This is a genomic window from Nonomuraea sp. NPDC002799 (genome assembly GCF_053592075.1).
Map to the genome: position 1 here is coordinate 78,516 of NZ_JBSFVA010000037.1, position 13,697 is coordinate 92,212.

A 13,697-nucleotide genomic window follows, 5' to 3' on the forward strand; every position below is an offset into this window, starting at 1 on the left:
CGGGTACTTTCGCGGCGGCGGGCACCGCAGCCAGGCGGCGCGGTGCCGGTCGGGCGGGTCAGACGCCTTCCTGGATCTCCCAGAGCACCGTGTCCGGGATGCCGGCCTTGACAAGCTGGTCCCAGGTCGCCATGCGGTCGGTCGCGTCGGCGAGCATGGCCTTCAGCAGCGGCCGCAGCAGGGCGTGGTCGGCGTCCTCCTCGGCCCACATGGCGCCCAGCGCCTGGTGCACGGCCGGCGACCGCGCGCCCACCGCGTGGACCAGCTCCTCCAGGATGCCGGCGCGGTCGCGGTAGGGCAGGGCGCGCCCCTCCCCCAGCGCGCGCAGCAGCAGGTCGAGCAGGCGGCGGTGCCGGGGCGTGTGCCCGGTGGCGACCGCGACCACGACGTCGCCCATGCCGCCGGCCTCCGCGTCCCCGGGGGCGCCCCCGGGGACGCCCCCGATGACGACGTCCTCCTTGCCGTCCGCCATGACCCGGTGCGCCGACAGCGCGGTGACCAGGCCGGTCCAGCCCTCCTGGCCGAGCTGGCCCTTCCACAGGTGGGTGAGCGCGGCCCAGCGTTCGAGGTGGTCGGGGCCGGTCAGGATCGAGGAGACGGCGACCGGCTGCTCGGAGGCGGCCACGATGAGCAGGGTGAGGTTGGCGGAGTAGGCGGCCAGGCGGCGGGTCAGCGTGTGGCGTACAGGGCTGAAGCCGGTGAAGTGGCGGCGGGGCCGCTCGTACAGGGAGCGCCGCAGCAGCCCGGACAGCAGCGTGACGCATCGGGCCCGCACCGCTCCGGGCACCTCGCCGAGCAGCTCCAGGACGAAACCGACCGTCGGGCCGCGCTCGGCCAGGCAGGAGTGGGAGGTGACCGCGTACAGCAGGTCGTCGTCCACGCTCTGCACGATGGCGAGGGGCTCGTCGCCGGCCAGGCGGCGGCGCCGGTCGAGGTCGCGCAGGGCGTACATGGCCAGCCACGCCACCAGGAACTCGCCGAACGTGGCGTGCAGGAACGCGTGGCCGCCCCGGCGGACGAAGAAGAAGCGCTCGGTGGCCTTGCGCGCCCAGTCGACGCGGCCGTCCTCCTCACCGGGGTCCTCATCGCCGCCGTGGCAGAGCGCGGGCAGGTCCCGGTTGAGCGCCTCGTCGGTGATCACCTGCCGGCCGGCCGCGAGCATGGACAGCGCCACCGCGCCGAGCAGGACCAGCTCCTGGTCGATCGCCACCCGCCGGACGCCGCCGGTCTCGCGCTCGGTGTAGTCGCGCAGCAGGACCTCGTACAGGCGGGCGCGGCCGAGCGGGCCGTGGTCGCGCTGCAGGGCGTTGCTGCCCGCGTCGTAGAGCGCGAGCAGCAGCAGGAGCAGCGGCTGGCGGGCCATCTCGCCGTGCGCGAGCGCCGCCGCGGCGGGCAGGGGCCGCAGGTCGCGCCGGGCCAGCAGGGCGCGGTTGGCCTGGTCCCAGACGTCGAGCCACTGGCGGACCTGCTGCTCCTCGAACGGCTGGAGCTGCAGCGCCAGCAGCCCGTCGGGGAACCGTATCCGGTCGGCCACGATGGTGCGGCTGGTCACGATCACCGCGACGGGGCGGCCCAGACCGGCCTCCCTGCGCTGGAACTCCCGTACGTGCTCCAGGTAGTCGTAACGGCCGGCCCCGCCCTGGACCAGCTCGTCGAACCCGTCGAGCAGGATCACCGGCATGGCGCCGTCGCCGGCGGCGACCAGGTCGGCGTATCCGACCTCCTCGCCCAGCATCTCGGCGACGGCCTGCTCGATCTGCTCGGTGACGCCGGCCCGCGCCGCCACGCCGCGCAGCTCCACCCGGATCGGCAGGAACTCCGACCTGGCCAGGCGGGCGGCGAGCACCTCCGTCAGCTTGGTCTTGCCGGAGCCGGGCTCGCCCAGCACGAGCAGGGGCGCCTGGGTGGCGCGCAGCGAGGTGAGGTGCCCGACCAGGAAGGCCTCGCTGTCGGCCAGCAGCCGGCGGTCGGCCCACCAGTCGCGCTGGGCGGGGGTGGCCTCGCGGGCCAGCTCCGCGACCCGGAAGCGGGGGCTGAGATAGCCCTCGCCGAGCAGCGGCAGGTAGACGTCCTCGGGGAGCTTGCCGGCGATCAGCAGCGGCTGGTCGAGCGCGTTGGCGGCCATCCTGGCCCGGTGGATCACGGGGCGGTCGCCCACGCGCGGCGGGGCCAGCTCGGCCAGCAGCCACGCGACCCGCGACAGCGCCGTGGCGGGGGCCGGCTTCTCGGTGACGAGGGTGCGCACGCCGAACTCGTGGCTGTCGAGGGCCAGCGACCGGTAGTCCTCGTCGTAGATGCGCAGCGCGTGCGCGGGCGGCCCTTCGGTCAGCATGCGGGGCAGCAGGAGCCGTTCGTCGACGGACAGCTCGTCCCAGACGGCCAGGCCGCCGATGTATCCGGCCACGGCCTCGGACATGCGCAGATAGGCACGTTCCACGTCCTGGCGGGTCTCGGCGTAGGGCAGGTGCGGCTCGGGCGTGGGCAGCCGCTCCAGCAGCAGCCCGGCCATCAGCCGGGCGAACCGCTCGGGTGTCGGCACGCCGCGGGAGATCTTGCCGCCGCGGTCGAGCTGCTCCAGCGTGAACGGCAGCTTCGTCTCGCCCAGCGCCTCGAAGTAGGCCGAGACGACGATGACGGCGTGCGCGGCGGCCATGCGCTGGGTGCGGGTGAAACGGTCCACGCCGGTCTTCAGCTCCGGCAGGCGGCGGACGACCTCCTCGCCGTAGCGCAGGACGTCCGCGCGCATGTCGGCCAGGCTCGTCACCAGGCGCCCGGCCCCCGCCAGCGCCCATCCGGTACGGGCCGCGGCCGCCGCGAACCCGACCACCTTGACCAGCCTGCTGTCCTTGCAGCCGAGGATCCTCAGGGCGTCGGCGTAGCTGGGAGTCTCGATCATGGCCTCCTCCCGAGACTGGGATGTCCCATCATGCGTTGTATGCGGCTATCGCGCAGGCTTCTTGGCGGAGACGCCACGGACGTTATCCGTCCGTCATGGTTCCTTCACGGCCTTCTCCGGCCTTTTCACGGCTTGGGCGATCTCCGGCAACGCCGCCGGATCCTCGATCGTCGACGGCGTGGTGTAGGGATTGCCGTCGGCGATGTCCCGCATCGTGGCGCGCAGGATCTTGCCCGACCGGGTCTTCGGCAGGCGGGCGACCACCACGGCGCGGCGGAAGGCGGCGACGGGGCCGATGCGCTCGCGGACGAGCGCGGTCAGCTCGCGCTCGATCTCCCCGTGGTCGCGGGCGGCGCCGGCCTTGAGCACCACGAAGCCGACCGGGAGCTGGCCCTTCAGCTCGTCGGCCACGCCGATCACGGCGCACTCGGCCACGTCCGGATGGGCGGCGATGACCTCCTCCATCGAGCCGGTCGAGAGCCGGTGGCCGGCCACGTTGATCACGTCGTCGATGCGGCCCATGACGTAGAGGTAGCCGTCGGCGTCGACGTGGCCGCCGTCGCCCGTGAGGTAGTGGCCGGGATGGCGCGACAGGTAGGAGGCGGTGAAGCGGGCGTCGTCGCGGTAGAGGGTGAGCAGCGCGCCGGGTGGCAGGGGCAGCTTGACCGTGACCGCGCCTTCCACGCCCGGCGGGCACTCCTCGCCGTCGGCGTCGAGGATGCGCACGTCCCAGCCGGGGACGGGCTTGGTGGGCGAGCCGGGCTTGAGCGGCAGCCGCTCGATGCCGACGCAGTCGGCGGCCATGGGCCAGCCGGTCTCCGTCTGCCACCAGTGGTCGATCACCGGGATGCCGAGCAGGTCGGAGGCCCAGTGGTAGGTGTCGGGGTCGAGCCGCTCGCCCGCGAGGAAGAGGTATCGAAGTGAGGACAAGTCCCACTTTTTAGTGAAATTTCCCGATGGGTCCTCTTTCTTGATGGCGCGGAACGCGGTCGGCGCCGTGAACAGCGTCCGTACCCCGTGCGTGGCCACCACCCGCCAGAACGCGCCGGGGTCGGGGGTGCCGACCGGTTTGCCTTCGTACAGCACGCTCGTGCAGCCGGCCAGTAGCGGCGCGTACACGATGTAGGAGTGGCCGACCACCCAGCCCACGTCGGAGGCCGCCCAGAAGACCTCGCCCGGGGCGGCGCCGTAGACGGCCGGGATGCTCCAGCGCAGCGCGACCGCGTGGCCGCCGTTGTCGCGCACGACGCCCTTGGGCGAGCCGGTGGTGCCGGAGGTGTAGAGGATGTAGAGCGGGTCGGTGGCCGCCACGCTCACGCAGGAAGCGGGCTCGGCGTCGCGGACCGTGCTCTCCCAGTCGAGGTCGCGGCCGTCCACCAGCTCGGCCGGGCACTGCGGCCGGCGCAGGATCACGCAGTGGGCGGGCCGGTGCGCGGCCTGCTCCAGCGCCGCGTCGAGCAGCGGTTTGTAGGGCACGACGCGGCCCGGCTCGATGCCGCAGGACGCCGAGAGCACCACCTTGGGCCGGGCGTGGTCGATCCGCACCGCCAGCTCCCTGGCCGCGAACCCGCCGAACACCACCGAGTGCACCGCCCCCAGCCGCGCGCAGGCCAGCATCGCGACCACCGCCTCGGGCACCATGGGCAGATAGATCACCACCGTGTCGCCGGCCCGGACGCCGAGGTCGCGCAGCATGCCCGCGGTCCTGGCGACCTCGTCGAGCAGCTCGGCGTAGGTGATGGTGCGCACCGTGCCGGTGACCGGGCTGTCGTAGATCAGCGCCGCCTGATCGCCGCGCCCGGCCGCGACATGCCGGTCCACCGCGTTGTGACAGGTGTTGAGCCGCCCGTCGGGGAACCATCGGCCGTCACGGGTCACGGTGGCCGGCGCCACGTCCCAGTCGATCGCGCGCGCCGCCTCACCCCAGAACGCCTCGGGGTCCTCGATGCTGCGCCGGTAAGCCTCGTCATAACCGCCCACTTATCGATCAGACCAGTCCACCGCCCCATGACGCAAGATAGGCGCGTGAGCGATGACATGATCCTTTCCGTCGTCCTGGGGTCGAGGGCGTACGGGCTCGACACGGAGGACTCCGACACCGACCGGCGCGGCGTGTTCGCCGCGCCGACGGCGGCGTTCTGGCGGCTGGACAAGCCGGCCACGCACCGGGACGGCCCCCTGCCCGAGCAGTTCTCGTGGGAGGTCGAGCGCTTCTGCGTCCTCGCCCTCGACGCGAACCCGACCGTCCTGGAATGCCTGTGGTCCCCCATGGTCGAGGTCGTCACCCCGGCCGGGCAGCGCCTGCGGGACCTGCGCGGGGCGTTCGTGTCGGCGCGGGCGCGGCAGTCGTTCGCCGGGTACGCCGACGCCCAGTTCCGCCGGCTCGACCCGGCCGCGCCCAAGTGGAAGCAGGCCATGCACATGATCCGGCTGCTGCTCAGCGGCCTCAACCTGGTGCGGCACGGCGAGCCGCTGGTGGCCATGGACGCGCACCGGGAGCGGCTGCTGGCGATCAAGCGGGGCGAGCTGCCGTGGGCCGAGGTGGACGCCTGGCGCGCCGCGCTCACGGCCGCGCTCTCCTCGGCGCCGGACACGCTTCCCGCGCGGCCGGACCGTGAGCGGGTGGACGACTTCCTGGTGGAAGTCCGAAGGGAGGGCCTGTGACCGAGTTGCCCGGCTGGCTCACCGAGATCCCCGGTGCGCAGCCGTATCCGATGGTGTTCGCGACGGTCAGCGGCGCGCATCTGTACGGGTTCCCGTCGGCGGACTCCGACGTGGACCTGCGCGGCGCGCACGTGCTGCCGGTCGAGGAGGTGGCGGGGCTGCGGCACGGCCCGGAGACGCTGGAGGGCTCGTGGACGCGCGACGGCGTGGAGATGGACCTGGTCACCCATGACCTGGCCAAGTTCGGCCGGCTGCTGCTCGGCCGCAACGGCTACGTGCTGGAGCAGCTCCTGTCGCCGCTGGTGGTGGCGTCGTCGCCGGTGCACGAGGAGCTGGTCGCGCTGGCCCCCGAGTGCGTGACGCGGCATCACGCGCACCACTACCTGGGCTTCGCGCGTACGCAGTGGCGGTTGTTCGAGCGGACCCGGGAGCTGAAGCCGCTGCTCTACACCTTCCGTGTGCTGGCCACGGGCACGCACCTCATGCGCACCGGCGAGCTCCAGGCCGATCTGACGCGGCTGTACGCGTACGGGCCCGCGTACCTGCCCGAGCTGGTCGCCATGAAGCGGGAGGCCGAGCACGGGGCGGCGCCGGCCAGGCCGGAGGTGGCGGCGGACCTGGAGCGGATGACGGGGGCGCTGGAGGAGGCGCGGGAGTCCTGCGCGCTGCCCGAGCGGGCGACGGCGGAGGACGCCCTGCACGACCTGGTGGTGCGGGCCCGGACCGGCGCGGTGACCTGAGGTGGGGTCGCCCGCGTGGGGCCGCCCGTGTGAGACCGCCCGTGTGAGACCGCCCCGCCCGCCGCGCCGTGGCGGGCGGGGCGGGCGGGTGGGTCAGCTCACGCGGTGGGCGGGTCCGCGGACAGGACCAGCCTTATCGCGAACTTCTCGTATCCGGCCCGTTCGAACGCCGCCGCCATCGGCACGTTGCCGGTGTCGGTGTCGGCCGCGATCCGCCGCACGCCGCGGTCCGCGTGGAACCGGGTGATCTCGCCGAGCAGGTCGTCGACGTATCCGTGGCCGCGGTGCTCGGGCACCACGCCCAGATAGCCGACCACGGGACCCGCGTTGTTCTCCGACGGCAGCGCGACCCCCACCAGGTCTCCGTCCGGCGTGTACGCCAGCCGCCACCATGCCCGCTCCCCCGGCATGGATCTGTAGTCGGCGACGTCCTCGCGGGCCTGCGCCACGGGGTCCGTGGTCTTCAGGGCCGCACGCGTGTGGGCGTCGAGGGTGCCGGCCGCCACCCGCCGGAACGCGGTCACGAACGCCTCGTCGTCGTCATCCTCCCGGAACACCAGCCGCTCCGACGGCCGCGGCACGGGCGCGTCCGGCGTCCAGGCGTAGCGCAGGCGTTCCAGCTCCTTGATCAGCCCGGCCCGGCCGGCGGCCTCCCAGCGCCAGGCGACGGCGGCGGAGGCGCGCGGGTCGTCGCGCCAGTCGCCGGCGACGAAGACGTGGTACTCGGGCGCCAGCCCGAAGGCGGCGTGGGCATGGGTCAGCAGTTCGGCGGCCAGGCCCACGCGGTCGTCGACGGACGGGCCGACGTAGAGGCAGTCCATCGCGAGCGGCTTGGCCCCGTCAGGGAAGCCCCACCAGACGGCCCGGCCCAGGATCTCGCCGTCGTCATCAGTGGCGAGCCAGATGCGGTCATAACGGTAGTTGCCGCTCTCCAGGAACGACAGCAGCCGGTCGGGATGCGCCCAGCTGATGGACTCATCGACGACACAGCCGAGCAAGCGGTCTAGGTCAGCCTCGACCGCAGGACGGAAAAGCACGGTTCCTCCGAGAAGTAGAAGCGGGCGCGGCGAGCGCCCACGGCAATGCTGAACATCTCTGCGCCTCCTTTCTTCCGACTTTTCGGTTATCCGGCGGCACTCTACCGGAAATATCGCGACAGGATGGGCTCGTGAGGTCCTACGAAGACGACACGCTGCCCCTGCAGCCCCCGATCCGGCTGCCCGGCGAGGCCACGCTCGCGGCCGCCGTACACGCCGCCCCGCTGGCCGGGGAGCTGACGCCGGAAGGCTCCGACGCCGAGGTGCTGACCGTGTGGGCCGACCACTGCCGCGAGCGGCTGGCCGCCGACGAGGGGCTGCTGCTGGAGCTGATCCGGATGTTCCTGTCGCGCGAGCCGCTCGTGGGCGACGTTCCCGAGACGCTGACCGGGCTCGGGCTGGTACGGCAGGCGGAGCCGTACACGCTGAGCTGGCTCGGCCTGTGGGCGGCGCGGCGGATCATCGCGGACACCACCGGGCAGGAGATCCCGGTCATGGGCTCGCTCGCGGACGCCGACGCGGCGGCGCTGCTGCACGGACTGCGTTCCTACCCTGAGGCCGAGCGCGGCGAGGAGCTGGCCGGGTGGCTCAAGGAGCGGGACGGGGCCGCCGCCCAGATCGCCTCGGTGCTGGGCACGGTGAGCCCGCTGAGCCGGGCCGTCGGCGTGGAGCTGTTGTCGTCGGACCTCGGCGACGAGGGCCGGCTGGCCCTGGCGGGACTGCTGGAGGAGCCGCGGCTGGGCGCCGTGATCGCCGCCAGGACCGGGCGCGAGGACCGGCAGCCGGCACCGGAGGAGATCGCCTGGGTGCTGGTGGACATGGCGGCGGCGCTGCTGGAGTTCGGCGGCGAGACGGGTGAGGTGATCGAGTCGATCGCCATGGGGATGGCGGCGGAGGAGCAGGCGGGGACGATCGCGATCCTGGCGTTCGGGGATCATCCGTGGACGGGGCGGGTGTTGCGGGTGTTCATCGACCACCATCCGGACGAACGGGTGGCGGCCTCGGCCCGCAAGGCCCTGCGCCGCCTGCACGGCCTGGCCGACGCCCGCGGCTGACCACACCGGGCGCGGTGAGCGCGGGGTCGGCGTGGCGGTTGGGGCGGGGTCGGCCCGGCGATTCGGGCGGGGTCGGCCCGGCGGCGGGCCCCGGTAGAGTCGGCTCGGTGACTAAGCATGCGATCTCCCCGCAGACCGGCATCCTGGATGACGCGTACGCCTGCGACTGCGGCGTCCTCCTGGCCGGCCGGATGACGGCCGAGTCGCACGCGGCCGAGAACGGCCTGTGCTCGGCGTGCCTGGGCTCGGCCGCCGGGGAGATGGCGCCCGGCCTGCCGCGCGACTGCACCGCGTGCGCGGCGACCGGCCGCCGCAAGGAGCAGGTCATCTGGCAGCTCGCGCACGCCGAGGCCGAGCAGCTGATCTCGATGCCCGTCGTACGCGGGATCGTGGCGGGGTTCGACGGGCCGTTCCACCTGTCGGAGATCGCCGACACCGTGCGCTCCGGGCTGGGACTGCCGCCGGGGCGCCTGCCGGTGGGGCCCCGGGTGCGGGATCTGCTGCTGCGGTTGCAGGCCGAGGGCGAGATCACGATGTTGTCGGCGCCGGACGAGCTGGTCGGCACGGACCGGGTGCTCTATCGCGACCCGGCCTGGCAGCGCGCCCGCACCCTCGGCCTGTAGCCATCCCTGGCTGAGACGCCACCCAGCCTCGGGCAGGGTGGTCAGACGCGGCAGAGGATCTCGCCGTGCAGGACCGAGAACCAGCCGTCGTCGGCCGCCGCCCACGTCAGCCATCCCTCCGAGATCCGCCGCAGGTCGCTCTCCGTGGCGGCCCCGGTGGCCAGCGCCTGCTCGGCCATCGAGGAGCGCAGGATGCGCTCGGCCCACATCCCGCCCCACCAGGCCCGGTCTTCCGGGGTGGCGAAGCACCAGGTGGAGGAGGTGGCGGTGACGTCGGAGAAGCCCGCCGCCCTGGCCCACGACAGCAGCCGCCGCCCGGCGTCCGGCTCGCCCCCGTTCCCGCGCGCGATCTTGTCGTAGAGCGCGAGCCACTCGTCCAGCTCAGGCAGCAGCGGGTACCACGCGAAGGAGGCGTAGTCGCTGTCCCTGGCGGCCACGTACCCGGTGGGCTTGGTCACCCGGCGCATCTCGCGCAGCGCCCGCACCGGATCGCCCACGTGCTGCAGCACCTGGTGCGCGTGGACCACGCAGAACGTGTCGTCGGCGAACTCCAGCGCGTGCACGTCGGCGACGGCGAAGTCCACGTTGGCCAGCCCTCTGGCGGTCACCTCGGCCCTGGCCAGCTCCAGCGCGTCCGCCGTCACCTCGGAGGCCGTCACGTGCCCGGTCCTGGCCGCCAGGTCGGCGGTGATCGTCCCGGGGCCGCTGCCCACGTCCAGCACCTTCATGTGCGGCTTGAGGTGCGGCAGCAGGTACGCGGCCGAGTTCTCCGCGGTGCGCCAGCGGTGCGAGCGCAGCACGGACTCGTGATGGCCATGGGTGTAGACGGCATCCATCGCGACAAACTCCCTTGTTTCGCCTTCAATAAGAACGACCCTATCCCTCATCTCATACTTTAAGAAAGAACGTCTTGATATATGAGACATAGTGAAATACTCGTACACTTGGCGCGAAACGTTCGCGAGGTGAGGAGAGGCGTTGGTCGTGGGAGAGGTCCGGCCGATCGTGCGTGTGGGAGACCCGGTGCTGCACCGGGCGTGCGAGCCGGTCACCCGGTTCGACGGTGAGCTGGCGGCGCTGGTGGACGACATGTTCGCCAGCATGTACGCGGCGGAGGGCGTGGGCCTGGCCGCCAACCAGATCGGCGTGCCGCTGCGCGTGTTCGTCTATGACTGCCCGGACGAGGACGGCGAGCGTCACAAGGGCGTGGTCGTCAACCCGGCACTGGAGCTGCCGCGGCTCGGCGAGCGCCGGCTCGATCCGGGCGACGAGGGCTGCCTGTCGGTTCCGGGCCAGTACGCGCCGCTCCCCCGCGCCGACCACGCCACCGTGCACGGGTTCGACGCGGCCGGGAAGCCGGTCACGGTCGAGGGCACCGGGCTGCTGGCCCGCTGCCTGCAGCACGAGAGCGATCACCTCGACGGCCACCTGTACATCGACCGCCTTCCGGCCAAGCGCCGCAGGCAGGTGCTGGCGGCGTATCAGGAGGAGCATTCCGCCATAGTGGACATTTCACCGCTATAGTGGAGGAATGCAAGGCGAAGGGGTTCTGTCCAGCGGCCTGTCGATGGCCGAGCTGGGGTCGCGGATCCGCACCGAGCGCCGCGAGCGCGGGCTGTCCATCGAGCGGCTGGCCGAGCTGAGCGGCATCAGCCGCAGCATGGTCTCGGAGGTCGAACGGGGCGCCAAGACGCCGACCGTGCTGGTGCTCGACCGGCTGGCCACGGCGCTCGGCACCTCGATCGGGCAACTGCTCGACGAGCCCGCGCACGCGGCGATGCGGGTGCTGCGCCACGCCGAGCAGCGGGTCCTGCGCGACCCGTCCGGCTGGGAGCGGCGGGTGTTGTCGCCGGTGCTGGGCGACGTGGAGTTCGAGTTCATGCGCACGACGATCGCGCCCGGCGTGGACGCGGGCGAGTTCGCGCCGCACGCGCCGGGGTCGCGGGAATACCTCGCGGTCGAGCACGGCGGCCTGCGGCTGACGATCAACGGCAGGCCGTACGAACTGGCGGCCGGGGACTCGGCGTACTACCCGGGCGACTGCCGCCACGCCTTCGCCAACGACGGCGCCACCGACTGCGTCTACTACCTCGCCATGGAGCTGGGCGCGGCCGGACAGCACGAACACTGGAAGGAATCGCCCGATGGATGAGCCCCGCCCGCCCGCGCCGCACACCGCCGGCACCGGCCTCGACCACCCCGCCGCCCCGGAGACCGGCCTGGGCCGGGCCGGTGTGCGGGCGGCCGGGATCGTGGCCGAGCACCTGGCCGGCGTGACCGGGCGCCCGGTGTGGCAGCCGGTGCCCGCCGCCGACCGCGCCTGGCTGAGCGAGCAGGACCTGCCCGAGACCGGCCGCCCCCTCGACGACCTGCTCGACGACGCCCGCGCCCGCGTGCTGCCGCACCCGATGGGCAACGGCCACCCCCGCTTCTTCGGATGGGTGAACTCCCCGCCCAACCCGGCCGGCGTCCTCGTGGAGCCGCTCGCCGCCGCCCTGAACCCGAGCTGCGCCGGCGGCGACCACGCGGGCCCGCAGTTGGAACGTTCCGTCGTGCGCTGGCTGGCGGACCTCGTCGGCTTCCCGCACCCGCCCGGCGGCGGGCTGCTCACCAGCGGCGCGTCCATGGCCACCGTGATCTGCCTGGCCACCGCCCGCCAGCAGGCGGCCCTCGCCGACGGCTGGGACGCCCGCGAGGAAGGGCTGTCCGGCCGGCCGGCCATGATCATGTACGTCACGGAGGAGGGCCACAGCTGCCTGCACAAGGCGGCCCAGCTCCTCGGCCTCGGGGCGCGGAACGTCCGCGTCGTGCCGGTCGACGACGCCTACCGGATGGACGTGGGCGCGCTGCGCGCCATGGTCGCGGACGACCTGGCCGCCGGCCTGCGGCCGTTCTGCGTGGCGGGCAGCGCGGGCACCGTGAACTCCGGCGCGGTCGACCCGCTCGCCGAGATCGCCGACGTGGCCGCCGAGCACGGGCTCTGGTTCCACGTGGACGGCGCGTACGGCGCCCTCGGCATCCTGGCCGACGGCGCCGCGCCACGCTACGCGGGGCTGGAGCGGGCCGACTCGCTCGCCCTCGACCCGCACAAGTGGCTGGGCGTGCCGGTGGGCTGCGGTTGCGCCCTGCTGCGCGACCCGGGCGCGGCGCGGGCGGCGTTCAGCCTGGTGCCGTCGTACCTGATCGACGACAACGCGGGCGATCTGGGGTGGTTCGCCGAGTACGGGCCCGAGCAGACCCGCCCGTTCCGCGCCCTGAAGACGTGGGCGACCATGTCCTACCTGGGCAGACAGGGCATCACCCGCCTGGTCGGCCACACGACCGGCCTGGCCCGCACGCTGGCCGCCATGGTCGAGCAGGCTCCCGACTTCGAGTTGCTCGCCCCGGTCGCGACCTCCATCACGGCCTTCCGCCACACCCCGCGGCACGCGGACGGGCTGGACGCCCTCAACCGGGCGATCCCCGGCGCGGTCCAGGCCCGCGGGAACACCTTCATCACCGGCACCCGGCTCGGCGGGCGCGACGCGCTGCGGGCCTGCTTCCTGCATCCGGACACCACCGAGGACGACCTGACCGTGCTGCTCGATGAGATCCGCCTGGCGGCCAAGGACCTGCAGGAGGTCACGGTGTCGCCGTAGGTCGCGGCAGGTCAAAAAGGCGGCCTGCGCACGTGCCGGACATGCGGGCCGAACGCAGAGAACCGACAAAGCGCCGTGAGTCACCAATGCCCCCGGGTAGGGGCCGCCTGGACCGAACTCACAGGAGGACCCCATGGCGAAGACCGTGGCAGACGTGATGACCTCGCATCCGGCGACGGTGGAGGCCGGGCAGCCGGTGTCCGTCGCCGCGGCGCTGATGCGCGACAACGACGCCGGAGCCGTGATCGTCAACGACAACGGGCGCATGTGCGGCATCATCACCGACCGGGACATCACGGTGCGCGTGGTGGCCGGCGAGAAGCCGCCGCAGACGCCGGTGCGCGACGCCTACAGCCCGTCCGTCGAGGCCGTCGGGCCCGACACCAGCGTCGACCAGGCGGTGCAGCTCATGCGCTCGCACGCCGTACGCCGTCTGCCGGTGGTCGAGGACGGCCGCGCGGTCGGCATCGTCAGCCTCGGCGACCTCGCGGTCGAACGCGACCCCACCTCGGCCCTCGCCGACATCTCGGCCGCCGAGGGCAACAATTGACTTGCTCTCCGCCCTGAGGACGGAGATTCCCGTGCCGCTCACGCGGCAGTTCGTGCCGCTGACGCGGCCCGTGCTGTGGAACGGGGTGCTTGACGCTTCACAGACCCGGATGGGTCTCCACGCCCTGAGACGGCCGGCCCGGCCGCCTGATACTTCGCTAACGTGTTCTTTGCCCCGACGATGTCGGCGTGCTCGGTATGCCCGCAGGTGGTGCAGGAGAAGAGTGCTTGGCTCTCGCGGCTCTTGCCATCCATCACCCCGCAGGCTGGTGCCGGGCAGGTCTGTGAGGTGTACGGGGCCGGAACGGCTGCGATGACCGTCCCGGTGTAGCGGGCCTTGGACCGCAGCGCGATCTCCAGCCCGTACCAGCCCTTGTCCAGGATCGCCTTGTTCAGGCCCGACTTCGCGGCCCGCCCGTTGGGCAGGAAAGCGCCAGGACGGCCCGGGTCGGGTCGCGGCCGCACGGCGGCGGTCATGTTCGCCGTCTTCAAGTC

The 13,697-nt window shown here is 73.0% G+C and carries 13 protein-coding genes; 8 read left to right on the forward strand and 5 right to left on the reverse strand.

The window, feature by feature from the left end:
- Window positions 1-58: 58 nt before the first annotated feature.
- Together ACWD0F_RS42280 and ACWD0F_RS42285 are read right to left on the reverse strand one after the other, a co-directional pair.
- Window positions 59-2,896 carry an NACHT domain-containing protein gene (locus ACWD0F_RS42280; RefSeq protein ID WP_449887226.1) on the reverse strand — a complete coding sequence of 946 codons (2,838 nt, stop codon included), beginning with the start codon at window positions 2,894-2,896 and terminating at the stop codon, window positions 59-61.
- Window positions 2,897-2,989: 93 nt separating this feature from the next.
- Window positions 2,990-4,876, reverse strand: coding sequence for a propionyl-CoA synthetase (locus tag ACWD0F_RS42285; protein ID WP_449887228.1), 1,887 nt, complete (start codon window positions 4,874-4,876; stop codon window positions 2,990-2,992).
- A 45-nt stretch (window positions 4,877-4,921) separates the two neighbouring features.
- Between ACWD0F_RS42285 and ACWD0F_RS42290 the strand changes: the two genes are divergently transcribed.
- Together ACWD0F_RS42290 and ACWD0F_RS42295 are read left to right on the forward strand one after the other, a co-directional pair.
- Window positions 4,922-5,560, forward strand: a complete 639-nt coding sequence (locus tag ACWD0F_RS42290; protein WP_449887229.1) for a nucleotidyltransferase domain-containing protein — start codon at window positions 4,922-4,924, stop codon at window positions 5,558-5,560.
- A complete protein-coding gene (locus ACWD0F_RS42295) occupies window positions 5,557-6,300 on the forward strand; it encodes a nucleotidyltransferase domain-containing protein (protein ID WP_449887230.1) in 744 nt (247 codons plus the stop codon). Before ACWD0F_RS42290 ends, ACWD0F_RS42295 begins: the two co-directional genes overlap by 4 nt.
- 98 nt (window positions 6,301-6,398) lie before the next feature.
- On the opposite strand, the gene ACWD0F_RS42300 is transcribed toward ACWD0F_RS42295, so the two are convergent.
- On the reverse strand, window positions 6,399-7,298 hold the full coding sequence (locus ACWD0F_RS42300; protein WP_449887232.1) for a GNAT family N-acetyltransferase: 900 nt from the start codon (window positions 7,296-7,298) through the stop codon (window positions 6,399-6,401).
- A gap of 170 nt (window positions 7,299-7,468) precedes the next feature.
- Between ACWD0F_RS42300 and ACWD0F_RS42305 the strand changes: the two genes are divergently transcribed.
- Window positions 7,469-8,392, forward strand: coding sequence for a hypothetical protein (locus tag ACWD0F_RS42305; RefSeq protein WP_449887233.1), 924 nt, complete (start codon window positions 7,469-7,471; stop codon window positions 8,390-8,392).
- A 107-nt stretch (window positions 8,393-8,499) separates the two neighbouring features.
- Entirely contained in the window at window positions 8,500-9,015 is a 516-nt protein-coding gene (locus tag ACWD0F_RS42310) for a hypothetical protein (RefSeq protein ID WP_449887235.1), read from the forward strand.
- Window positions 9,016-9,056: 41 nt separating this feature from the next.
- Here ACWD0F_RS42310 and ACWD0F_RS42315 read toward each other — a convergent pair whose 3' ends face one another.
- Window positions 9,057-9,851, reverse strand: a complete 795-nt coding sequence (locus ACWD0F_RS42315) for a class I SAM-dependent methyltransferase (protein WP_449887237.1) — start codon at window positions 9,849-9,851, stop codon at window positions 9,057-9,059.
- A gap of 148 nt (window positions 9,852-9,999) precedes the next feature.
- On the opposite strand from ACWD0F_RS42315, the gene def reads away from it, so the two are divergent.
- The 4 genes from def (at window position 10,000) to ACWD0F_RS42335 (ending at window position 13,203) form a co-directional block, all read left to right on the forward strand.
- Complete coding sequence (def, locus tag ACWD0F_RS42320) at window positions 10,000-10,539, forward strand: peptide deformylase (RefSeq protein WP_449887253.1); 540 nt, start codon at window positions 10,000-10,002, stop codon at window positions 10,537-10,539.
- A gap of 7 nt (window positions 10,540-10,546) precedes the next feature.
- Complete coding sequence (locus tag ACWD0F_RS42325; protein WP_449887239.1) at window positions 10,547-11,167, forward strand: helix-turn-helix domain-containing protein; 621 nt, start codon at window positions 10,547-10,549, stop codon at window positions 11,165-11,167.
- The gene (locus tag ACWD0F_RS42330) at window positions 11,160-12,653 is read left to right on the forward strand and encodes a pyridoxal phosphate-dependent decarboxylase family protein (protein ID WP_449887240.1); all 1,494 of its coding nucleotides are present in this window, start codon (window positions 11,160-11,162) and stop codon (window positions 12,651-12,653) included. The genes ACWD0F_RS42325 and ACWD0F_RS42330 overlap by 8 nt, the downstream gene beginning before the upstream one ends.
- Before the next feature lie 133 nt (window positions 12,654-12,786).
- Entirely contained in the window at window positions 12,787-13,203 is a 417-nt protein-coding gene (locus ACWD0F_RS42335; RefSeq protein WP_449887242.1) for a CBS domain-containing protein, read from the forward strand.
- Window positions 13,204-13,241: 38 nt separating this feature from the next.
- On the opposite strand, the gene ACWD0F_RS42340 is transcribed toward ACWD0F_RS42335, so the two are convergent.
- The coding region (locus ACWD0F_RS42340) for a zinc ribbon domain-containing protein (protein WP_449887244.1) at window positions 13,242-13,697 on the reverse strand (456 nt) is incomplete at its 5' end.